This is a genomic window from Bradyrhizobium sp. B124, assembly GCF_038967635.1.
Taxonomy (GTDB): domain Bacteria; phylum Pseudomonadota; class Alphaproteobacteria; order Rhizobiales; family Xanthobacteraceae; genus Bradyrhizobium.
In genome coordinates this window covers 3274746-3296047 of record NZ_CP152413.1, presented here as the reverse complement: position 1 = coordinate 3296047, position 21302 = coordinate 3274746, and the positions used below count along the sequence as shown (strand labels likewise).

General features: G+C 62.7%; 21 protein-coding genes. 17 read left to right on the top strand and 4 right to left on the bottom strand.

All coding sequences use genetic code 11. The features are described from left to right. Positions 1-12 precede the first annotated feature (12 nt). Complete coding sequence (locus AAFG13_RS15855) at positions 13-771, top strand: GntR family transcriptional regulator (protein WP_212316333.1); 759 nt, start codon at positions 13-15, stop codon at positions 769-771. 139 nt (positions 772-910) lie between these two features. Here AAFG13_RS15855 and AAFG13_RS15850 read toward each other — a convergent pair whose 3' ends face one another. Next, complete coding sequence (locus AAFG13_RS15850) at positions 911-2098, bottom strand: diaminopropionate ammonia-lyase (protein ID WP_342712582.1); 1188 nt, start codon at positions 2096-2098, stop codon at positions 911-913. A gap of 256 nt (positions 2099-2354) precedes the next feature. On the opposite strand from AAFG13_RS15850, the gene AAFG13_RS15845 reads away from it, so the two are divergent. From AAFG13_RS15845 to AAFG13_RS15775, 15 genes are all read left to right on the top strand, one after another. Next, positions 2355-3131, top strand: coding sequence for a 5-oxoprolinase subunit PxpA (locus AAFG13_RS15845; RefSeq protein ID WP_212316331.1), 777 nt, complete (start codon positions 2355-2357; stop codon positions 3129-3131). A gap of 21 nt (positions 3132-3152) precedes the next feature. Beyond that, the gene (gene npdG / locus AAFG13_RS15840) at positions 3153-3812 is read left to right on the top strand and encodes an NADPH-dependent F420 reductase (protein ID WP_342712581.1); all 660 of its coding nucleotides are present in this window, start codon (positions 3153-3155) and stop codon (positions 3810-3812) included. 3 nt (positions 3813-3815) lie between these two features. After that, complete coding sequence (gene cofE / locus AAFG13_RS15835; RefSeq protein ID WP_212316329.1) at positions 3816-4589, top strand: coenzyme F420-0:L-glutamate ligase; 774 nt, start codon at positions 3816-3818, stop codon at positions 4587-4589. After that, positions 4586-5524, top strand: coding sequence for a 2-phospho-L-lactate transferase (cofD, locus tag AAFG13_RS15830; protein WP_342712580.1), 939 nt, complete (start codon positions 4586-4588; stop codon positions 5522-5524). Before cofE ends, cofD begins: the two co-directional genes overlap by 4 nt. A gap of 8 nt (positions 5525-5532) precedes the next feature. Beyond that, on the top strand, positions 5533-6225 hold the full coding sequence (gene cofC, locus AAFG13_RS15825; protein ID WP_212316325.1) for a 2-phospho-L-lactate guanylyltransferase: 693 nt from the start codon (positions 5533-5535) through the stop codon (positions 6223-6225). Further along, on the top strand, positions 6225-8630 hold the full coding sequence (cofH, locus tag AAFG13_RS15820) for a 5-amino-6-(D-ribitylamino)uracil--L-tyrosine 4-hydroxyphenyl transferase CofH (protein ID WP_342712579.1): 2406 nt from the start codon (positions 6225-6227) through the stop codon (positions 8628-8630). Before cofC ends, cofH begins: the two co-directional genes overlap by 1 nt. 335 nt (positions 8631-8965) lie before the next feature. Beyond that, complete coding sequence (locus AAFG13_RS15815) at positions 8966-10165, top strand: pyridoxal-phosphate dependent enzyme (protein ID WP_342712578.1); 1200 nt, start codon at positions 8966-8968, stop codon at positions 10163-10165. 277 nt (positions 10166-10442) lie between these two features. After that, complete coding sequence (locus AAFG13_RS15810) at positions 10443-11606, top strand: ABC transporter substrate-binding protein (RefSeq protein ID WP_342712577.1); 1164 nt, start codon at positions 10443-10445, stop codon at positions 11604-11606. Between the two features lie 110 nt (positions 11607-11716). After that, positions 11717-12589 carry a branched-chain amino acid ABC transporter permease gene (locus AAFG13_RS15805; protein WP_342712576.1) on the top strand — a complete coding sequence of 291 codons (873 nt, stop codon included), beginning with the start codon at positions 11717-11719 and terminating at the stop codon, positions 12587-12589. Next, on the top strand, positions 12586-13620 hold the full coding sequence (locus tag AAFG13_RS15800; protein WP_342712575.1) for a branched-chain amino acid ABC transporter permease: 1035 nt from the start codon (positions 12586-12588) through the stop codon (positions 13618-13620). Before AAFG13_RS15805 ends, AAFG13_RS15800 begins: the two co-directional genes overlap by 4 nt. Next, positions 13617-14423, top strand: a complete 807-nt coding sequence (locus AAFG13_RS15795; protein WP_212316315.1) for an ABC transporter ATP-binding protein — start codon at positions 13617-13619, stop codon at positions 14421-14423. The genes AAFG13_RS15800 and AAFG13_RS15795 overlap by 4 nt, the downstream gene beginning before the upstream one ends. Beyond that, the gene (locus tag AAFG13_RS15790; RefSeq protein ID WP_212316312.1) at positions 14410-15114 is read left to right on the top strand and encodes an ABC transporter ATP-binding protein; all 705 of its coding nucleotides are present in this window, start codon (positions 14410-14412) and stop codon (positions 15112-15114) included. Before AAFG13_RS15795 ends, AAFG13_RS15790 begins: the two co-directional genes overlap by 14 nt. 347 nt (positions 15115-15461) lie before the next feature. Next, a complete protein-coding gene (locus AAFG13_RS15785) occupies positions 15462-16586 on the top strand; it encodes a Re/Si-specific NAD(P)(+) transhydrogenase subunit alpha (RefSeq protein WP_342713340.1) in 1125 nt (374 codons plus the stop codon). A gap of 11 nt (positions 16587-16597) precedes the next feature. Next, positions 16598-16915, top strand: coding sequence for a proton-translocating transhydrogenase family protein (locus AAFG13_RS15780; RefSeq protein ID WP_016841609.1), 318 nt, complete (start codon positions 16598-16600; stop codon positions 16913-16915). A gap of 43 nt (positions 16916-16958) precedes the next feature. Then, the gene (locus AAFG13_RS15775; RefSeq protein WP_342712573.1) at positions 16959-18356 is read left to right on the top strand and encodes an NAD(P)(+) transhydrogenase (Re/Si-specific) subunit beta; all 1398 of its coding nucleotides are present in this window, start codon (positions 16959-16961) and stop codon (positions 18354-18356) included. 66 nt (positions 18357-18422) lie between these two features. Here AAFG13_RS15775 and AAFG13_RS15770 read toward each other — a convergent pair whose 3' ends face one another. The 3 genes from AAFG13_RS15770 to AAFG13_RS15760 form a co-directional block, all read right to left on the bottom strand. Next, positions 18423-18704, bottom strand: coding sequence for a hypothetical protein (locus AAFG13_RS15770; protein ID WP_342712572.1), 282 nt, complete (start codon positions 18702-18704; stop codon positions 18423-18425). A 227-nt stretch (positions 18705-18931) separates the two neighbouring features. Then, positions 18932-19483, bottom strand: a complete 552-nt coding sequence (locus tag AAFG13_RS15765; RefSeq protein ID WP_342712571.1) for a thiamine pyrophosphate-dependent enzyme — start codon at positions 19481-19483, stop codon at positions 18932-18934. Positions 19484-19554: 71 nt separating this feature from the next. Continuing rightward, entirely contained in the window at positions 19555-20079 is a 525-nt protein-coding gene (locus AAFG13_RS15760) for a thiamine pyrophosphate-binding protein (RefSeq protein WP_212320508.1), read from the bottom strand. A gap of 199 nt (positions 20080-20278) precedes the next feature. On the opposite strand from AAFG13_RS15760, the gene AAFG13_RS15755 reads away from it, so the two are divergent. Further along, positions 20279-21292: an ABC transporter substrate-binding protein gene (locus AAFG13_RS15755; protein WP_342712570.1), complete on the top strand. Its 1014-nt coding sequence runs from the start codon at positions 20279-20281 to the stop codon at positions 21290-21292. Positions 21293-21302 lie beyond the last annotated feature (10 nt).

Sequence of the window (21302 nt, the reverse complement as noted above, 5' to 3'; positions counted from 1 at the left end):
TATCTTACTATCATGAATAAGGTAGTCCCAAATTACGAGCGCAGCCGGGTCCCCCTCTACGTGCAGGTTGCATCGGTCATGCGCCAACGGGTCGAGTCCGGGCGATGGCAAGAGGGCGACAAGATCTCGACCATCGAGGAGCTCGAAACCGAATTCGGCGTCGCGCGCGTTACGATCCGGCAGGCGATCGAGATGTTGCGGAACGAGGGGCTCCTCGACGCCCAGCAGGGACGCGGGACGTTCGTGTCCGGAAGACCCAAGAATCGTCACTGGCTGAACCTGGCCAATGATTTCGAGTCGATGGTCGATTCCGTCAGGAACAACGTCCTCAAGCGCGTCTATGTCGAGGAGAATGCGGATCCGCCCCGGCTCGCCGCGCATGAAGGCCGGCCCGCCGCCAGCTACGCGTTTCTCAGAAGCGTGCAATACAACGAGGACGAGCCGTTTTCGGTCGTCAACCTCCATCTGGCGCGCAACCTCTACCTCAAGGACCGCAAGCGCTTCACCCACACGGCCGCGCTGACGAAAATCATGGAGATGGACGACATCACGCTCGCCCATGCTCATCAGGTCGTGACGATCGGCGTGGCCGATCCCGAAACGGCCGAACTGCTCAAGATCGGCCTCGGCGAACCAACCGCCGATTGTCGCCTGGTGCTGGTCGACAGCAACGACATCGCCGTCTACGTCGCCAACATCCATTATCATCGCAGTTGCTTCGCGCTCCGTTCCGATCTTCTCGAAAAATCGAAGAAGCGCACGAAGGCCTGACGAAGGAGCGGGCGCAAGGCCCGCTCCTGATCCGCGCCAGAGCGTTTTCGAGCGAAGTGGCCACCGGTTCGCGTAAAGAAAACGCCTCAAAACAAGAATCTAGAGCTTCGGTTCTGATGTAATCAGAACCGAAAATGCTCTAGGCGAGGATGCTGGCCGGCGAAGCGCCCACGATTTCCGTGTAGCGCTTCTGGTCGGTCGCACCCTCGGTGTTGATCAGCAGGACGCGCGATGCCTGGTTCAAGCCCAGCGATTCACGCGCGGCGCTGCTCTTGGCGGCGCGCCAAAGGCCGGCCAATCCGGCAGCACCGCTTTCACCGGCCACAATGGCCGGATCGTCGCCTGTCGGGTGTGCGAGCCGGCGCATCGCTGCCGCGGCCCCTTCTTCGCCGACCATCATGAACGCGTCCGCCTTCCGCGACAGGATACGCCAGGCGACGAGAGATGGCTCGTAGCATTCCAGCATCGCCATGATCGTCGGCTCACCATGGGCGATCTTGATCGGCGCGCCCGCAATGGCGCTTTGATAGAGGCACGCAGCCCGTTCGGGTTCGACGACCACGAATGTCGGCCGGCTCTTGCCAAAGACGACATCAAAGTAACCGGCGACCGCGGCCGCGAGGCCGCCGACGCCGGCCTGGATGAAGACATGGGTGGGCGTCTCCGGCTGCTGCCGGAGGATCTCGTTCAGCATCGCCGTATAGCCCTGCATGACCAGTCCGGGGATGCGCTCATAGCCGGGCCAGGACGTATCCGAGACGACGATCCAATGATTGTCCTGGCAGACCTTGTCGGCGACAGCGACGGAGTCGTCGTAAGTGCCGGGCACCCGCACGATTTCCGCGCCGAAGTGGGCAATTGCCTGCACGCGTTCATCCGTGACGCCGGAATGTACGAAGATGACCGCCTTGGCTCCGACCATCTGCGCGCCGGCCGCGACCGATCGCCCATGATTTCCATCGGTGGCGCAGCCGACCGTCAGGCTGCGCGCGATCTCGCGTATCGCAGGCGTCCCGATCTCGCTGATATCCACCGCGCGGCCCAGCTTGCTGCTCGCATGCTCCAGCAGTAGCCTGACGACGGCGTAGGATCCGCCCAGTGCCTTGAAGCTGCCGAGGCCGAGCCGATGCGATTCGTCCTTGATATGGATGGACTTGACCTCGAATTCGCGGGCGAGCGCCGGCAGCGATCGCAGCGGCGTTTCCGCGTGGTTCGGTCGGAAGGCGAGAAAGCGCTCGACTTCGCTCGCTTCTTCACGCGCCAGCGTGGCGGCATCCGCCGGGTCGAGCGGTTGGTTGTGAGATGAACTTGTATTCGACAGGAACATTCGAACCGGCCTTCGCGATGGGTTGTTTGGTGGGAGCTGCCGCCGCCGATCGGACGTGTCGCCATCGGGGCAGCGTAGCTTGCCAGGACTGGGGATACATACTATCATTGGGATGATGGTTCAATACGGATCTCGTGAGACGGTCGCCTGCCGTCGTTCCTCAAAAACGATCTTCGGAAAAACGGGAAAAATTGTTTGCAAAAGGGATTGTCTTACTAATGATAGGACATTATAGCTCGAGCAGACGAGGTGACGGATGACCATATCGATCAACTTGAACGCCGACATGGCCGAAGGGTTCGGTGCCTACGACGTCGGTGACGATGCCGGAATCCTCAAGATCATCGGATCGGCCAATATCGCCTGCGGCTTTCACGCCGGTGACCCGCGGGTGATGCGCAACGTCGTGCGCGAAGCCAAGCGCCTCGGCGTCACGATCGGTGCTCATCCCGGTTTCAACGATCTCTGGGGTTTCGGACGTCGGCGCATCGATATGCGCCCCGACGACCTCGAATACATGGTCGCCTATCAGATTGGCGCGCTGCAGGCGATGGCGGCCTACGAAGGCGAGCGGGTCACCCACCTCAAGCCGCACGGCGCGCTCAACAACATGGCCGCCGAAGACGCTGAATACGCGCTGGCCATCGGCCGCGCCATCAAGGCCGTCGATCCGCGCATCATCTATGTGGCTCTCGCTGGGTCCGAGATGGAGAAAGCCGGCCGCAAGCTCGGACTGCCCGTCGCAATCGAAGGCTTCTGCGATCGCCAGTACGACGACGACGGCAATCTGACATCGCGCAAGATCGCGGGCTCGGTCATCAAGGACGCGGCGGTCGCCACCCGGCAGGTGCTCGATATGGTGCTGAACAACACCATCACCTCCCGCAACGGCAAGAAGATCACATGCAAGGTCCACTCGCTGTGCGTCCATGGCGACGAGCCCACGGGCGTCGCCACGGCTCGTGCGGTGCGGGAGGGCCTCGAGAAGGCCGGCGTCAAGCTCGTGCCGCTCACCGAAATGCCCCTCGACTAATCCCGGAAAGGCCACCGAGACATGAACACGAAACCGACGATTGCCATCCTTGGAGGAACCGGTGACTTGGGATCCGGCCTCGCGAAATGCTGGCTTGCGGCCGGTTACAAAGTCATTCTCGGTTCACGCTCCGCAGAGAAGGCCAGGAGCGCGGCGGAGACCATGACCGGCGACGTTGCGGGCGACGGCAATTCCGCCGCCGCGCGGGCTGCCGACATCGTGGTCGTTGCCGTGCCGTTCGCGAGCCATGATGCGACGCTGAACGAAGTCAAGGACGTGGTTCAGGGCAAGATCGTCGTGGATGCCGCGGTCCCGCTGGTGCCGCCGAAGGTGTCCGTGGTCCAGCTTCCGTCCGCCGGCTCGGCCGCGCAGATCGCGCAGCAGTTGCTCGGACCCGGCGTGCGGGTCGTCTCCGCCTTCCACAATGTGGGCGCGACCAAGCTGCACCAGGGCAGCCGGGCGGATTGCGACGTTCTGGTCTTTGGCGACGACAAGGCGGCGCGCGACGTCGTCATCGGTCTCGCGAATGAAGTTGCATCCGCAGGCATCGACGGCGGCGTGCTGGCAAACTCGGCGGCAGCCGAGGCGCTGACATCCGTGCTGATCGGGATCAATCGACGCTACAAGGTGCCCGGCGCGGGCATCCGCATCACCGGCCTGTCCGCTACCCCGGGTACCTGATCCATGCCTGTGGGGACGCGAGTCGAATACATCGCCCTGCAGGACATTCGGCGCGTCGAGCCGGGCGAGGATCTTGCCGCGCTCATCAGGCAGAGCCTGGCCGGGATGTCTCTCGAGCTGCAGCGGGGCGACATCCTCGTCATTGCGCAGAAAATCGTCTCGAAATCGGAAGGGCGGTACGTTCGGCTGAGCGACGTCGAGCCGTCGCCGGAGGCGCTCGAACTCGCGGCGACGGTCGGCAAGGACCCGCGCTTCCTCGAGGTCGTGCTGCGCGAATCCGCGGAGGTCGTCAAGACACGGCCGAACGTCGTCATCGCCGCGCACCGGCTCGGCTTCGTCATGGCCAACGCCGGCATCGATCAATCGAACATCGAACACCGTGAAGGCGAAGAGCGCGTCCTGCTGCTGCCCAAAGATCCCGACGGATCAGCGCAGAGGCTGAAGATCGCGCTGGACGCAGCCGGCGACCTCGATCTTGGAATCATCATCAACGACAGTTTCGGCCGTCCCTGGCGCAATGGTGTCGTCGGCGTGGCGATCGGCGCTGCCGGCATTCCCTCGTTGCTGAGCCAAATTGGTGTTCCAGACATGTTTGGCCGGGCGATGCGCGTCACTGAAGTTGCCATCGCCGATGAGATCGCCGGCGCCGCCTCGCTCCTGATGGGGCAAGCGGGCGAGGGCATGCCGATCATCCTCGTCCGTGGCCTCACGCTTGATGGACCGGTCTCACCCGCGGCCGCGCTCGCGCGACCCAAGAGCCAGGACATGTTCCGATGAGTGGCGCTGACCTCAACGTTGTTGCGCTTTGCGGCGGAGTCGGAGGCGCCAAGCTTGCCTATGGCCTCAATCGCCTGCTGGGCGCCAAGCTCGCCGTCATCGTCAACACAGGCGACGACTTCGAGCATCTTGGCCTCACGATCTCACCGGACATCGACACGGTGGTCTATACGCTGGGCGAGCTTGCCGACGAAGAGCGCGGCTGGGGACGAGCCGGCGAAAGCTGGAACTTCATGGAGGCGCTCGGCGGCCTGAACGGCGAGACATGGTTTCGCTTGGGAGACCGCGATCTTGCCATGCACGTCCTGCGCTCGCGCGCGCTGAGCGCCGGCGTGACCTTGACCGATTTCACGGGCAGGATTGCATCGCAGCTCGGCATTGAGGCGAGCATCCTGCCGATGACCGACGATCCGTTTGCGACGATCGTCGTGACGGCCGATCAGAAGCTCGCATTTCAACGCTATTTCGTCGAGCTGCAGGCGCGGCCCGAGGTCAGGAAGATCGAATTCCAGAGCCCCAGCGGTGGAACGGCGACCAGCGCCGCATTGCGGGCCATCGGCGCCGCCGATGCCATCATCGTCTGTCCGTCGAACCCGTATCTCAGCATCGATCCGATCCTGGCTGTACCCGGTATCCGCGCGGCCCTGGATGCGACCAAGGCCTCCATCGTCGCAATCTCGCCGCTGGTCGGCGGCCGCGCCATCAAGGGGCCGACCGCAAAGATCATGAACGAGCTCGGCGTCGCGACAAACTGCGCCTCGATTGTCAGGCACTATGGCTTCCTCGATGGTCTGGTGATGGATCGCGAGGACCAGGCCGACGCCGATGCGATCGGCATTCCCGTGCATGTGACGAACACGATCATGCGCTCGAAGGATGAGCGTGTTCAGTTGGCACGCGAGTGTCTCCGATTTCTCGATCGACTAAACAGCTGAGCGGAGCGATGGACGATTCCGAAACCTGGGCCCTGGTGCCTGTCAAACGGTTCAGTCAAGCAAAGAGCAGGCTGGGCGACATCCTGGTGGCGACCGAGCGCACAAAGCTGGCGCAAGCCATGCTGTGCGATGTTCTCGGAAACCTGCGGGATACGCGCGCGCTGGCCGGCATCGCCGTGGTGAGCGCCGATCCGGAAGCGTTTGCGATCGCCAAGCGCTTCGACGCGGCCATGATCTTCGATGACGTCGAGACCGGCGTCAATGCCGCGGTGCAGCGTGGCCTCGATGCGTTCCAACCGTACGGGCGGCGGGTTCTTGTCGTGCCCGCCGATATTCCGTTTGCCCGTCCGGAGGACTTCGAACACGTCATCCGGTTGCTGGACCACACGCCGATCGTGCTCGTACCCGCGCTTTACGACGGTGGCACAAATGCCCTGGCGATGCGGTCGCCCGACATGCTGGAGCCTCGGTTTGGCGAAGAGAGTTTCCGCGCCCACCGCGCCCTGGCGCGGCAGCGGCAGCTGAGCTGCAGCGTGTTCAAGTCCCATGGCATCGGCAAGGACATCGATTGCCCGATCGATTTTGGTCCGTATCTGATCTCGTCGCAAAACCTCGGAACGACAGGTTCGTTTCTAGATGAGCTCAAGATTGCCGAGCGCTTCGGCAGCGACGACCATCCCGTCCCCGTGAGGCTGTTCTGATGACGTCCGTCTTGAATCTCCCGTTCGATCGTCGCCTGTCCCGAAGCGAAGCCTATGAGCTCATCGATCTTGCTGACATCGACGAACTCCTGACGGCCGCCGCCAGGCGAAGGGATGCCGCGCACGGTGATGTCATCACCTATTCGCCCAAGGTGTTCATCCCGCTCACCCAGCTTTGCCGCGATGTCTGTCACTACTGCACGTTCGCTCACGCGCCGCGTTCGAACGTCAAGCCGTATCTCTCGGTCGAGGAAGCGGTCGCGATCGCCAGGGCCGGCAAGGAGGCCGGCTGTCATGAGGCGCTGTTTACGCTCGGCGACAAGCCCGAGCTTCGCTACCGCGTCGCGCGTGAGGAGCTGACAAGGCTCGGCCACGAATCCACGCTGTCGTATCTCGCCGAAGTCGCCAGGGCTGTGTTCGAGCAAACTGGCCTGCTCCCTCACGTCAATCCCGGGATCATGAGCGAGCTCGACCTTGCCATGCTGCGCAAGGTATCGGTCTCGCAGGGCATCATGCTGGAGTCCGCGTCCGACCGGCTTTGCGCGAAGGGCGGCCCCCACTTCGGATCGCCGGACAAGGTGCCTGCCGTCAGGCTTCAGACAATCAAGACTGCCGGTGAGCAGGCCATTCCGTTCACATCCGGAATCCTGATCGGCATCGGGGAGACCAGGGCCGAACGGATCGATGCATTGCTCGCGCTGCGGGACCTGAACGATGCGCATGGCCATCTGCAGGAGATCATCGTCCAGAACTTCCGGCCAAAGGTCGGGACGCGCATGGCCGATGCACCCGCGCCCTCCGTGGACGATCATCTCTGGACCATCGCTGTCGCTCGCCTGATATTCGAGCCGGAGATGAACATTCAGGCGCCGCCGAACCTCAGCCCGGCAGCCTTGGGGCGCGTCGTTGCGGCAGGGATCAACGATTGGGGTGGCGTCTCGCCCGTCACGCCGGACCACGTCAATCCCGAAGCACCATGGCCGCATCTGCGGCTCCTGGAGGCTGCAACGCGGTCAACCGGCAAGCGGCTCGAGAAGCGGCTGCCGATCTATCCGAGCTTCGCACGCTATCCCTCGCGCTGGCTCGACAACAAGCTGCTGAAGTCGGTCCTCGACCGCATCGACGGCGATGGATTCCCGCGCAGCGACGACTGGCATCCCGGCCACATCGGCGGGCTGCCATCGCGCGAGCTCGGATGGCTGAAATCCGCACCGCGCACCGCGCACGGCAGCGAAGTCATGTCCGTCATTGCCAAGGCCCAGCGCGGCGATGAGCTTTCGGAGGGCGAGATCGTCAGGCTGTTCCGCGCTCACGAGCGCGACTTTACCAGCGTCTGCCGGGCGGCCGACGAATTGCGGAGCAGCGTCAACGGCGACGTGGTGTCCTACGTCGTATGCCGCAACATCAACTACACCAACATCTGTTCCTTCAAATGCCAGTTCTGCGCCTTCTCGAAGGGGAAGATGAGCGAGAACCTGCGGGGCCGGCCCTACGACCTCGAAATGTCCGAAGTCGCGCAGCGGGTCACCGAGGCGTGGGACCGCGGCGCCTCCGAGGTGTGCATGCAGGGCGGCATCCATCCTTCCTATACGGGGCAGAAGTACCTGGATGTCTGTCGGGCCGTGAAGGGCGCCGTCCCGGCCATGCATCTCCATGCGTTCTCGCCGCTCGAGATCCATCAAGGGGCACACACGCTGGGTATTTCGGTCGCCGAATTCCTGCTGGAGCTGAAAGCGGCCGGGTTGGGCACCCTGCCGGGAACGGCCGCTGAAATCCTCGACGACGAGGTGCGCGAGACGCTCTGCGCGGACAAGATCAGGACCCAGCAGTGGCTCGACGTCATGCGCACGGCGCACTCGATCGGGCTCCGATCGACGGCCACCATCATGTTCGGCCATATCGAGCGTTACGACCATTGGGCGCGGCACCTGCTCCGGCTGCGGCGCTTGCAGGCGGAGACCGGCGGATTTACCGAGCTCGTGCCGTTGCCGTTCGTTCACATGGAAGCGCCGGTCTATCTCAAAGGCCGGGCGCGACCGGGGCCGACATTCCGCGAGGCGGTCTTGATGCATGCGGTGTCGCGCCTCGTCCTCAACCCGCACATCACCAATATCCAGGCATCCTGGGTCAAGATGGGACCGGAGGGGTTGCGGCACTGCCTTTCGGCCGGCGTCAACGACCTCGGCGGCACACTGATGGATGAGAGCATCTCGCGGTCGGCCGGCGCCTCGCACGGCCAGGAAATGACGCCGCAGGCGCTGGAATCGATCATCATTTCGGCAGGCCGTGTGCCGCGTCAGCGCACGACGACGTATGGCGTGGCGGATGACGTTCGGAGGCAGCGTTCATTTGACGCGGTCCATGAGCAGCAGACCAGCACGGGCATGCGATCCGCGGGGTGCTAGAGGACCCGGGGCGAGGCCGTGAGATTCAACAGGGATGATTGGAAATGGCGTTTGTAATCGAGCCGAATGTCGTCGACAGGAAGGGCTGGCGGCAAGCCGCGGCGCAAGCGCGCAAACTTAACCTGAAGCTGCCGACCTTCTCGCAGCTCGCGCATCCACCGCTTCCGTCAGCCAGGGTGTGGGAGGACATTGCGGCGGTCGGGCCGGATGAGCCGAGCGCCGCGAACCTCTGGCGCATGCACTGGTACAATGCGGAAGACCGCAGGGGCAGGGACCTGGTGCCGGGCCATATCGTGCTGCCAAAGGAGATCTCCGGCGTCGATGCCAAGATCATCGTGTTGCTCGGCGATCGCTTTCCGATGATCGGCGCGCACAAGGTCCTGCCGGCCTATGCCGCCTTGATCGAGCAGCTCGTGACCGGGCGCTTCGATCCATCCAAACAGAAGGCTGTCTGGCCTTCTACCGGCAATTACTGTCGTGGCGGTGTCGCCGTTTCGCGGATCCTCGGCTGTCGCGGCGTTGCCGTCTTACCCGAAGGGATGAGCCGCGAGCGCTTCGAATGGCTCGAGAAGTGGGTGACGGATCCGGCCGACATCATCCGGACGCCCGGTACCGAGAGCAACGTCAAGGAAATCTACGACAAGTGCGCGGAGCTCAGGCGCGACGACAGCAACGTCATTCTCAACCAGTTCTCATCGTTCTCGAACTATCTCATCCACTATGAATGCACGGGGCGCGCAGCGGAAGATGCCTTCAAGGCGTTCAATCAAGACGATAACCACGAATTGGCGGCCTTCGTCTCGGCAACCGGGTCGTCGGGGACGATCGCCGCGGGGGATTTTCTCAAGAGACGCTGGGGCTCGAAAGTCGTCGCCGTCGAGGCGCTCGAATGCCCGACGATGCTCAACAATGGCTATGGCGAGCACAACATTCAGGGGATCGGCGACAAGCACATCCCGCTCGTTCACAATGTCATGAACCTCGACTTCGTCGTCGGGGTCTCGGACCGAACCACGGACCAGCTCAATCTACTGTTCGGCACGAAGGCGGGCCGGGACTATCTCGAGACGCGCCGCGGTCTCGAACCCGCGCTGGTGCGCGCCTTTGACCATATCGGCATCTCCGGGCTCGCCAACATCATCGCCTCGATCAAGCTGGCCAAGCAGATGAACTACGGGCCCGAAAAGGCCATTGTCACCGTGGCGACGGACAGCGCTTCCATGTACGGCAGCGAACGCAGGCAGTTTGAAGAGAAGCACTACGCGCGTGGCCTTGATCAGGTGAATGCCGCCGAAATCTTCGGCGCCTGCCTGCTCGGCGCCGCCTCCGACAACGTCGTTGAGCTGACGGAGCATTCGCGCCGCGCCGTCTTCAACCTCGGCTACTACACCTGGGTCGAGCAGCAGGGGGTTTCAGTTGCCGATTTTGAGCGGCGCCGCTCGCAGTCCTTCTGGAGCAGGATTCAGGACAGCCTGGGCGAATGGGATCAACTCACCATCGAGTTCAACAAAGAAGCGAATTTGGCGAACGCTTGATCGGCACGCGCGGCATCGTGTCCGTCGAAGGAGTTTCGAAATTGGTCTAGGCGAAAGCAATCGCGCAAATGATGGGCGGCTGCGTCAAATGAGGGCACTGCGAAAACAAAAATAGAGCAGGGCGCCTGCTTGACGACGGATTAGAAGTATCTTTAAGATACTAAGAATAGGATGATAGGATCATCCTGGCGGTGACGAATGGCCAGCACCCATAAGCTGGCGCGCTGCACTGGTGTTTCGTTCCCTAGGCACGGCTCATGCGAGCACAGGAGGAAAGATGAAGCGAGCACACGGATTGATTACGAGCGCGGCCCTCGCCGCGGCGATGTCGACCGCACTGGCGACGGGCACAGCGGCGCAGACCATCAAGATCGGCGTCAATGAGCCGCTCACCGGTCCGTTCGCCGCTTCCGGTACCTATGTCGTGAATGGCGCAAAGATTGCCGCCGACGAAATCAACGCCAAGGGCGGCTTGCTCGGTCGCAAGATCGAGCTGGTCATCGAAGACAACAAGAGCAATCCGACGGAGGCCGCTGCCGTCGCCGAGAAGTTGATCACCGGCGACAAGGTGCCCGTGATCATGGGTGCCTGGGGCTCGAGCCTGACGCTTGCGGTGATGCCGAAGCTCATGGAATACAAGGTCCCGATGGTGGTGGAGACCTCGTCCTCGAGCAAGATCACGACGTCGGGCAATTCCTACATCTTCCGCATCTCGCCGCCGTCCTCGGTCGAGGCGACCGAGTTCAAGGCCATCATGCCGTCACTCGGGATCAAGAAGGCCGACTTCCTCGTCATCAACAACGACTGGGGCCGCGGATCAGCCGAGGACTTCGGCAAGATCATGAAGGCCCAGAACATTCAGGTCGGCCTCGTGGAGATCATGGATCAGGCCGCCCAGGACATGAGCGCCCAGCTTGCCAAGATCAAGGCAACCGACTCGGACACGATCATGGTCACGACCGCGGTCGAGCAGCTGACCCTGGTGTTGAAGCAGGCCGCAGCGCTCGGCATCACCAAGCGGATCGTCACCACCGGCGGCTCGCAGAATCCGGATCAGCTGATCGAGCAGGCCGGCGCCGCAGCGAACGGCTCCATGCATCTGACGACCTTCGCGCCCTGGTATCCGGACAAGACCCCGGATCCGGCAGCGACGAAGTATTTCCTCGGCGAGTGGAAAAAGCGTGGCTATGCGATCGCCGGCGCGACTGAAAGCTTCCGTGGCTACGACGGAATTCGCACCATCGCCAATGCGATCCAGCGGGCCGGCAAGGCAGAGCCCGCGGCGATCACCGATGCGCTTTGGACGACCGACTTTCCTGGCCTGAATGGTCAGATCAAGTTCCAGAAGCAAGGGCCGACCGGCAAGGAAAGCGGCCAGAGCATGCCCAACCTCTATCTGATCAAGATCGTGAACGAAAAGATCGTCCTGTCGGGCTCCTGAGCTCGACGATTGCGGAAGGCGCCACCATAATCGGTGGCGCCTTGGCATTGCCTCGCCCATAAACATGCTCTGAAGAGAGGATCAGCGGTCTTTCGGCCGAAAAAATCAGCATGACCGAGCTTCTGCAACACATCGTCAACACGCTCATTCTGGGCAGCACCTACGCGCTGCTGGGCATCGGGCTTACGCTCATCTTCGGCATCATGCGCGTCGTCAATTTCGCGCACGGTGAGCTCTACTCCTTCGGGGCCTATGCGCTGTATTTCGTCGGCGTGATGCTCGGCCTGAACTTCTTCCTTGCGCTGATCATGGCGGTCGTCCTGGGCTGCTTTGCCGGTGCGCTGATCGAGGTCGTCTTGCTGCGCCCGATGCGTGGCGCGGACATCGATACGACCATGCTCGTCATGATCGGCGCCATGATCGTGATGCAGAATGGCGAGCAGTTCGTCTGGGGTGGGGTCGCGAAGTCGGTTTCGACGCCGTTCCCCGAGCTTCCGCTCGTCATTGGTTCGATTTCGGTGTCCTGGTTGCGCCTGTTCGTCTTCTGCGCTGCCCTTGTCCTGATCGGCGTGTCCTATCTCCTGATCAATCGCACAAAGCTCGGAAAGGCAATGCGCGCCACCTTCCAGGATCGTGACGCTGCTTCGCTCATGGGCGTCAACATCCAGTTCATCTACATGGCGACGTTCGCGATCGGCTCGAGCCTCGCGGCAGCGGCGGGTGCATTGCTCGGACCCGTCTACGTCATCTCCCCACAAATGGGCAATCTCGCTTCGCTGAAGGCTTTTGCCATCGTCATCCTGGGTGGTCTCGGCAGCATCGGTGGGGCCACCATCGGCGGCTTCCTGCTGGCGTTGGCCGAGGAGCTCGGTGCCGGATACGTTTCGTCGGGCTATCGCGATGCCATGGGCTTTCTGATCATCATCGTCGTTCTCCTCTTCAAGCCGACCGGCCTGTTTGCACGCGCGGAGCGGATCGGATGAAGCGCCTGATCCCCTATATCGCGCTCGCCGCATTCGCATCTGTCCCGCTTTGGCTGCACGATCCGTATCTGCTGAACGCCTTCATCACGACGGGTATCCTCATTGTCGCGGCGATGAGCCTCAATCTCCTGCTCGGATACACCGGACAGTTGAGCCTTGGCCACGTCGCGTTCTTTGGAATTGGAGCCTACACCAGCGCGCTGGTGTCGCTGGGCTTCGATGTCGAGTTGATCGGCGGTATCCGCGTGGTTCACGAACCCTGGCCGGTCTGGACCGGGTTTGTGATCGGCACACTGGTGGCAGCGCTCTGCGGCTATGCTGTCGGGAAGCTGTCCTTCAAGGTGCGGGGTGCCTACTTCGTTATCGTGACCATCAGCTTTGCGGAAGTGGTCCGGCTGGTCGCGCTGAACTGGGTCGAGTTGACCCAAGGCCCGCTCGCCCTGACCTCGATCCCGCCGATGACGCTGGGATTCCCCGGAGTCGGCTATCTCGACTTCTACAGCAAGCAATCCAACTACTATCTCGTGCTTGCCGTCCTCGTGGTGTCCTACATCGTCATCCAGCGTCTGGTTTACTCCCGCGTCGGGCGCGCAATGATTGCGCTCAAGGAGAACGAGTCGCTCGCAGTCTCGGTCGGGATCGACGTGACCCGCTATTTGGTGCTGGCCGCGATCTTTTCGGCCGGCATCGCGGGGGCCGCCGGCAGCCTCTACGCCCATTACCTCAAGATCATCGATCCCGACGTGTTTGCGTTCCTTTACACGGTCACGATGGTGATCATGGTGATCTCGGGCGGCAAGGGCACCCTCGCGGGACCCATCGTCGGCGGCCTCATCTTCGGCTTCATTCCCGTCGCTGCCCGGTCTTTCGCTACGCCTGAGATCCAGTGGATCCTCTATGGCCTGCTGATGATCATCATCGTCTTCGTGTTGCCGAAGGGCATTGTCCCCGCCATCGAGAAGTGGTTCGCAGCGCCTAGCACTCGCGCGGATCCGGAGCCTCTCCAAGCCAAGATGCACGACACGCCATGAGCACCATACCCTCCAACGCTCCGCAGCCAGTTCTGTCCGTTGAACATATCGCCGTGCATTTCGGCGGACTGATTGCGATCACCGATATGAGCTTCGTCGTCAACCAGGGTGAGATTGTCAGCCTGATCGGACCGAACGGTGCCGGCAAGACGACCGCCTTCAACGTCATCACCGGCTTTCTGCGGCCGACCAAGGGCGAGGTGCGCTATAAGAATACCTCGCTCAGCAACCTCAAGCCGCATGAAGTCACCTCGCTCGGCCTGGCGCGGACCTTCCAGCGCACCAGCGTGTTCCAGAGCGTGACCGTGTTCGAGAACGTGATGATCGGCTTGCACCGGCGGAGCCGGTCGACACTGCTGGATACGCTGCTGGCGCTGCCGCGCGAAGGGCGCGCGGAGGCGGAGTTGAGGAATCTTGCGCACGAGCTGCTTGAGATCGTCGGGATCGCGCGCCGTGCCGACGAACTCGCCGGGTCGCTGTCTTACGGCGATCAGCGCTTGCTCGGTGTCGCGCTTGCCCTTGCTACAGACCCTTCGATGCTTTTGCTGGATGAGCCGGTGTCGGGCATGAACGCGACGGAAACCTCCCGGTTCATGGAATTGCTCAACAAGCTGCACGGCCGCGGCATGTCGATCCTGCTGGTGGAACACGATGTGCCCATGGTCATGGGCGTCTCCGATCGCATCGTCGTGCTCAACTACGGCCGCATCATCGCCGAAGGGCCGCCCGCGGCGATCCGCGGCAATCCCGAGGTCATTCGTGCCTATCTCGGTGAAGGAGCCAGCCGGCATGCTGCACATTAATGGTCTTGTTTGCCGTTATGGCAAGGTCGAGGCCCTCAAGGGCGTCACCTTGTCGATCGGGCAGGGGCAGCTGGTCGCTCTCATCGGAGCGAACGGTGCAGGCAAAAGCACGACGTTGCGGGCGATCTCGGGAATCCTGCCTTCGGCTGCCGGACGGATTACGTTCGATGGGCACGACATTACGAAGTGCTCGGCGCGGGAAATCCTGAGCAAGGGAATCGCTCATTGCCCCGAGGGGCGGCGTGTGTTCCCTGATATGACCGTCGACGAAAATCTCGATATGGGCGCCTATCTGCGGACCGACCGTCGGGAGATCGCGGCGGATCGGGAGCGGATCTTCGGGATGTTTCCGCGACTGGCCGAGCGCCGGCATCAGGTTGCCGGGACGCTATCCGGCGGCGAGCAGCAGATGCTGGCGATCGGCCGCGCGATCATGTCCAAGCCCAGGCTGATGATGTTTGACGAGCCGTCGCTCGGCTTGGCGCCCAACATCGTCGAACAGGTGTTCTCGATCATCGATAGCATCAGGAAAGCCGGGACGACGGTCTTGATGGTCGAGCAGAACGCCTATTCGGCCCTCGAGATGTGCGACTACGCCTATCTTCTGGAGACGGGTTCGATCGTTCTGTCCGGCAGCGGCAAGGATCTCATCGACGACGAACATGTGCGATCTGCCTACTTGGGCGGATGACCGTAGGTGAATGACGAGCCTCTCATGGGCGGTGCGGCGCGAGCGAGGGACGAGGTGGGTTCCGACGAGTGCCTGGTGCTTCTCGCGTCGTTCATGAGGGTGCGGGATCGAAAAGCTCGTGCTGAGATCGTCAAGTTTGCGCAACGATGCGCCGACTTCGAGCCCGGCGGAATTGTCTCCTTTGGGCTCGAGACGCCGCGCGATTGATGCGTCGGCGTTGCCAAGCCGGAAAATCCCGCGACGCAGGCGGCCACCCTGGGATCGAGGACGATCCTCTGGGACATGCCGTGCTTGCGTCGCTGATTTGGTGAATGACCTCGTTGGTTCTCAAGAGTGGTGCTGTGAGCGTGAAGATCGCCGTTGCCAAGGAAATCGATGCGTCCGAGCCGCGGGTTGCGGTTTCGCCCGATACCATCAAGAAGTTCAAGGCGCTGGGCGCCGAGGTCGCGGTCGAGCCGGGCGCGGGCGTCAAGTCGGGGCTGCCCGATTCGGAGCTTGTCGCGGCCGGCGCCACCGTCAGCGCCGATGCGCTCAAGGATGCCGACATCATCATCAAGGTGAAGCGGCCCGAAGCCTCGGAGCTCGCGAAGTACAAGCGCGGCGCGCTGGTGATCGCGATCATGGATCCCTATGGCAACGAGGCCGCGCTGAAGGCGATGGCCGATGCCGGCGTGTCGGCGTTTGCGATGGAGCTGATGCCGCGCATCACCCGCGCCCAGGTGATGGACGTGCTGTCCTCGCAGGCCAACCTCGCCGGCTACCGCGCGGTGATCGAGGGCGCCGAAGCGTTTGGCCGGGCCTTCCCGATGATGATGACCGCCGCCGGGACCATTCCGGCTGCCAAAGTGTTCGTGATGGGGGTCGGCGTCGCCGGCCTGCAGGCGATCGCGACCGCGCGCCGGCTTGGGGCCGTCGTCACCGCGACCGACGTGCGGCCCGCCACCAAGGAGCAGGTGGAGAGCTTGGGCGCCAAATTCCTCGCGGTCGAGGACGAGGAGTTCAAGAACGCGCAGACCGCCGGCGGCTACGCCAAGGAGATGTCCAAGGAGTATCAGGCCAAGCAGGCCGCGCTGACCGCCGAGCACATCAAGAAGCAGGACATCGTGATCACCACCGCGCTGATCCCGGGCCGTCCGGCGCCGAAGCTCGTCAGCGGCGAGATGGTGAAGTCGATGAAGCCCGGCTCCGTGCTGGTCGATCTCGCGGTCGAGCGCGGCGGCAATGTCGAGGGCGCGAGGCCCGGCGAGGTGGTCGAGACCGACGGCATCAAGATCGTCGGCTACACCAACGTCGCCGGCCGCGTCGCCGCCTCGGCCTCGAGCCTCTATGCGCGCAACCTGTTCTCGTTCATCGAGACCATGGTCGACAAGGCCAGCAAGGCGCTCGCGGTCAATTGGGACGACGAGCTGGTGAAGGCCACCGCGCTGACCAAGGACGGCGCCGTCATCCATCCCAACTTCCAGCCGAAGTAAGGAGAGAAGCCATGGAGCATCTCGCGCAGGCCGTCGATCCGTTCGTGTTCCGGCTGTCGATCTTCGTTCTTGCCGTGTTCGTCGGCTACTTCGTGGTGTGGTCGGTGACCCCCGCGCTGCACACCCCGCTGATGAGCGTGACCAACGCGATCTCGTCGGTGATCGTGGTCGGCGCGCTGCTCGCGGTCGGCGTCGGCATGGTGTCGAGCGGCTCGGGCTGGGCCCGCGGCTTCGGCTTCGTGGCGCTGATCTTCGCCTGCGTGAACATCTTCGGCGGCTTCCTGGTCACCCAGCGCATGCTGGCGATGTACAAGAAGAAAGCCAAGTGAGCGGCGTGCACCTCGGGGTGACGAAGACAAAGGGGGACCTGAGATGAACGCCAATCTGGCTGCTGTTCTGTATCTCGTGGCGGGGGTGCTGTTCATCCTGTCGCTGCGCGGCCTGTCGAGCCCGGCGTCGTCGCGCCAGGGCAATTTCTTCGGCATGATCGGCATGGCGATCGCGGTCGCCACCACGCTGGCGAGCCATCCGCCGGCCGACGGCGTCGCCTGGCTCTTGGTCATCGTCGCGATCGCGATCGGCGGCAGCATCGGCGCTGTCATCGCGCGCCGGGTGCCGATGACCTCGATGCCGGAGCTCGTCGCCGCGTTCCACTCGCTGGTCGGCATGGCCGCGGTGCTGGTCGCCGCCGGTGCGTTCTACGCGCCCGAAGCCTTCGACATCGGCACGCCCGGCAACATCCATCCGCAGAGCCTGGTCGAGATGTCGCTCGGCGTTGCGATCGGCGCCCTGACCTTCACCGGCTCGGTGATCGCGTTCCTGAAGCTGTCGGCCCGGATGAGCGGCGCGCCGATCATCCTGCCGTTCCGCCACGTCATCAACATCGTCCTCGCCCTGGCGCTGGTGTTCTTCATCGTCGGCCTGGTGATGAGCGGCAGCGCGCTCGACTTCTGGCTGATCGTCATCCTGGCGCTGGCGCTCGGCGTCTTGATGATCATCCCGATCGGCGGCGCCGACATGCCGGTCGTGATCTCGATGCTGAACTCGTACTCCGGCTGGGCCGCGGCCGGCATCGGCTTCACGCTCGGCAACTCGGCGCTGATCATCACCGGCGCGCTGGTCGGCTCGTCGGGTGCGATCCTGTCCTACATCATGTGCCACGCGATGAACCGCTCGTTCATCTCGGTGATCCTCGGCGGCTTCGGCGGCGAGACCGCGGCGGCCGGCGGCGGCTCGGGCGAGCAGAAACCCGCAAAACTCGGCTCGGCGGACGATGCGGCCTTCATCATGAAGAACGCCTCCAAGGTCATCATCGTGCCCGGCTACGGCATGGCGGTGGCGCAGGCCCAGCACGCGCTGCGCGAGATGGGCGATATCCTGAAGAAGGAAGGCGTCGAGGTGAAGTACGCCATTCACCCGGTGGCGGGCCGCATGCCCGGCCACATGAACGTGCTGCTGGCCGAGGCCAACGTGCCCTATGACGAGGTGTTCGAGCTCGAGGACATCAACTCGGAGTTCGCGCAGGCCGACATCGCGTTTGTGATCGGCGCCAACGACGTCACCAACCCTGCCGCCGAAGAGGACAAGACCTCGCCGATCTACGGCATGCCGGTGCTGCAGGTCTGGAAGGCCGGCACCGTGATGTTCATCAAGCGCTCGCTGGCGTCGGGCTATGCCGGCATCGACAACCCGCTGTTCTACCGCGACAACACCATGATGCTGCTCGGCGACGCCAAGAAGGTCACCGAGAACATCGTCAAGGCGATGTAGGCACGCGGCGAATGGCGCTGAACCCGTGCCAGGGCCTTGCGGTTGGCCAAGCCGGAAGCAGACAGCCTATGAAGCGCCGGATCCGACCGGGTCCCGCGGCGACAGCGTGCCGCCCAGGATGAGCTCGAGGGAAGGCCATGCCTCACCGGATGACGAGCAAATCCACATCAGCAAGGCCTGGGGCACCGGCATTCGACGCTCGCCGTGTTGCGGCTGACCCGCAGCCGCCGTCTCACCAAACTTGTTCGTCTGGACCGGGGAGCCGCCGCCATTGAAGTGAATAACGGGCATGCCGACGGAAATCGACGCGGCGATATCAATCCGCAAGGCGTCCTGGTTGCTGTGCATCGTTGTCGTCGTCCTCATCAAGAGCGAGCGAACCGGCGAATAGTCTATCGTCCTAAACATCGTACTAAGTGATGAACGGCGGACAAGTTCAAAGTTTCGACGTCCTGTGCCTAAGATCGCAGCGTCGTCCGACAGCCCAGCGGTATGTCGGAGCGCCTAAAAAAAAGCGGCCCGCTTCGGCAACGAAGCGGACCGCCACGGATTTGCGCAAGGGAAATACCGGCTGACTAGGGCCGCTCGAGCATCCCGCCACCGAACAGCGTCGGGACGTAACGTGGTGCCTCAATCGCAGCCATGAAGCGATGTTTTGTCGCGACCGGATCGAGCGAGATCGGCGGTCGGAGGACTTCGACGTCGGGCTCCGTCGCCAGAACCAGGACTCCGACGCCATCGCGCTTTTCGGCTGAGGCGATGCCGGCGGCAAGTGCGCTCGGCGCATTCAGGTTTTCGGCGTGCTTGATTCCCGAGGCGCGCGCCAGCTGTGCCAGATCGAGCGTCGCGTTGGTCAAGGCTTGGCCGCCCGAAGCTGCGTGAACGCCGTTCTGGATCAGGAGGATGGTGAGATTTGACGGGTTCATCGCGCCAATCGTGACGAGCGCGCCCATATGCATGAGCAGGGCGCCATCGCCCTCAACAGCAATGACGGGACGGTCCGGTTGAGCGAGCGCCAGGCCCAGCGCCAGCGGGAGTGTCAGTCCCATGGCGTCTTCGAAGTAGAAGTTCTCCGGCGCGTGATGCAGCGATGCCCACAAATACGAAGCATTGCCGAGCGACGTCACGACGAGCGCGCGGGACGGCAGACTGCCGGCAAGCGCCCTGTAGTGATCCGCCCGGGTCGGTCGTGCATTGGTCACCACTGGATATCCTCCCGACCCATGAGCAGGGCAAACGGACACGAAGCTTCTTCCGCATAGGTTGCGGCATGTTCGACCTGGGGACCGATCGGGCGGTATCGATCGGTGCAGGCATGGGCGAGGCCGATGCCCCGGAAGACCGGCTCCGTCGCTCGGCCCTTCGGCACATGATAGAAGACCGGATCATCGGGCGTGCCCCGATAGGACACCAGCATTAGAAGCGGAAATTGATAGCGCTGCGCGAGCGACACCATGCCCGCACCCATGCTGAGTACGCCGGCATTCTGCACAAGCAGGGCGGTGCGAACGCCACCGAGCCGGCTTCCACAAGCGATCGCAAGCGCCTCCTCTTCATGGGTTGCGCGCACCAGCGTCATGCCCGGCTGCCGGTCGATGCGAATAAGGATTTCGCCCAGCCAGCTGTCGGGGACAGAGACGACGGTGCCGAAACCAAGACGCTCGAGCGTATTGAGAACGGCAGACGGCCGATGGGCCTCTAAAGCTTCCGTCGATGTCGTCATCGACTGCCTCCGTGATTTCAACCAACGTGGCGCGCAGGCTAATCGCAAAAGGTACTATTGTCGATAAGACAAACCTATTGCAGGTCGACGAGGTGCCTGATAAAAGGTACTATTAAGCAGATGATAAGTTTAATTTCATGACCGAGGATTGCAGCTGGAGCCGGGCGCTGCATTCCCTCGCTGGAGGGAGACTGCAGCTATGCTTCGCCTTTGGTCTGTGTTGATCGCTGTTCTGATTGCTTTGCCGGCTCACGCGCAAGACAAGCTTGTTGTCAGTATCTGGGGCGGCAGTTGGCGCGATCTGGTGGCCGAGACGGTTGCCAGGAAATTCACCGCCGAAACCGGCGTCCCTGTCGAATTCATCACCGGCGGCACCATCGATCGACTGAACAAGGAAAAGCTCGCCAAGGGAAATCCCGAAAGCGACGTGACGTTCACGACGTCGCATGTCGGGTGGCTCTATGCCAATGACGGGTTGTTCGAGACGATCGATACATCGAAGATCCCGAATGCGAAGAACCTCGCGGACGAGGCGCGCATCAGTCCCTACCATCTCGGCGCCTGGGCCTATGTCTACACGATCGGCTACCGCCCCGATCTGATCAAGGACACCAAGTTCGAGAGCTGGAATGATCTCTGGAAGCCGGAGCTGAAGGACAAGCTTGCCGCTCCGGATTTCGATCCCGGTCACATCATTGCGGTCGCTGCCATTCTTGCCGGCGCCGACCCGGCCCATTGGGAAAAAGGCGAGGAGAAGCTCAAGGCGCTCAAGCCGAACTTCAAGGCGTTCTACACCAACGATGCCAACAGCCAGCAACTGCTCGCGAGCGGCGAGACGCCGGTGCAGATCGTGCTTTCGATGAATGCCTACTACATGATCGGGCAGGGCATTCCGATCACGCTCGCGATGCCGAAAGAGGGCGCGGTACTGGGAATCGACACCGTCGCGGTCATGAAGGGGTCGAAGAAGGTCGATCTCGCACACAAGTTCATCAACGCGCTCTACGACTCCGATATCCAGGCCGAGATCTCGAAGCAGAAGAAGGGAAGCCCGGCAGTCCTCAACGCGAAGATCGATCCTGAAATCGCCAAGCTTCCGGGCGTCTTCACGTCGGCGGAGCAATGGAAGCAGCAGATCAACATCGACGCCAAGCTGCGCGCCAGCAAGACGGCGGAATGGCGCAAATGGTTCGCCGAAAACATCATGAACTGATCCGTTGCCA

What these genes read in the sequence shown, in the direction of transcription:
- AAFG13_RS15855 (WP_212316333.1), top strand. Translation starts at nt 13, where the DNA reads ATGAATAAGGTAGTCCCAAATTACGAGCGCAGCCGGGTCCCCCTCTAC.
- AAFG13_RS15850 (WP_342712582.1), bottom strand. Translation starts at nt 2,098, where the DNA reads ATGTTCCTGTCGAATACAAGTTCATCTCACAACCAACCGCTCGACCCG.
- AAFG13_RS15845 (WP_212316331.1), top strand. Translation starts at nt 2,355, where the DNA reads ATGACCATATCGATCAACTTGAACGCCGACATGGCCGAAGGGTTCGGT.
- npdG (WP_342712581.1), top strand. Translation starts at nt 3,153, where the DNA reads ATGAACACGAAACCGACGATTGCCATCCTTGGAGGAACCGGTGACTTG.
- cofE (WP_212316329.1), top strand. Translation starts at nt 3,816, where the DNA reads ATGCCTGTGGGGACGCGAGTCGAATACATCGCCCTGCAGGACATTCGG.
- cofD (WP_342712580.1), top strand. Translation starts at nt 4,586, where the DNA reads ATGAGTGGCGCTGACCTCAACGTTGTTGCGCTTTGCGGCGGAGTCGGA.
- cofC (WP_212316325.1), top strand. Translation starts at nt 5,533, where the DNA reads ATGGACGATTCCGAAACCTGGGCCCTGGTGCCTGTCAAACGGTTCAGT.
- cofH (WP_342712579.1), top strand. Translation starts at nt 6,225, where the DNA reads ATGACGTCCGTCTTGAATCTCCCGTTCGATCGTCGCCTGTCCCGAAGC.
- AAFG13_RS15810 (WP_342712577.1), top strand. Translation starts at nt 10,443, where the DNA reads ATGAAGCGAGCACACGGATTGATTACGAGCGCGGCCCTCGCCGCGGCG.
- AAFG13_RS15805 (WP_342712576.1), top strand. Translation starts at nt 11,717, where the DNA reads ATGACCGAGCTTCTGCAACACATCGTCAACACGCTCATTCTGGGCAGC.
- AAFG13_RS15800 (WP_342712575.1), top strand. Translation starts at nt 12,586, where the DNA reads ATGAAGCGCCTGATCCCCTATATCGCGCTCGCCGCATTCGCATCTGTC.
- AAFG13_RS15795 (WP_212316315.1), top strand. Translation starts at nt 13,617, where the DNA reads ATGAGCACCATACCCTCCAACGCTCCGCAGCCAGTTCTGTCCGTTGAA.
- AAFG13_RS15790 (WP_212316312.1), top strand. Translation starts at nt 14,410, where the DNA reads ATGCTGCACATTAATGGTCTTGTTTGCCGTTATGGCAAGGTCGAGGCC.
- AAFG13_RS15780 (WP_016841609.1), top strand. Translation starts at nt 16,598, where the DNA reads ATGGAGCATCTCGCGCAGGCCGTCGATCCGTTCGTGTTCCGGCTGTCG.
- AAFG13_RS15775 (WP_342712573.1), top strand. Translation starts at nt 16,959, where the DNA reads ATGAACGCCAATCTGGCTGCTGTTCTGTATCTCGTGGCGGGGGTGCTG.
- AAFG13_RS15770 (WP_342712572.1), bottom strand. Translation starts at nt 18,704, where the DNA reads ATGCACAGCAACCAGGACGCCTTGCGGATTGATATCGCCGCGTCGATT.
- AAFG13_RS15760 (WP_212320508.1), bottom strand. Translation starts at nt 20,079, where the DNA reads ATGACGACATCGACGGAAGCTTTAGAGGCCCATCGGCCGTCTGCCGTT.
- AAFG13_RS15755 (WP_342712570.1), top strand. Translation starts at nt 20,279, where the DNA reads ATGCTTCGCCTTTGGTCTGTGTTGATCGCTGTTCTGATTGCTTTGCCG.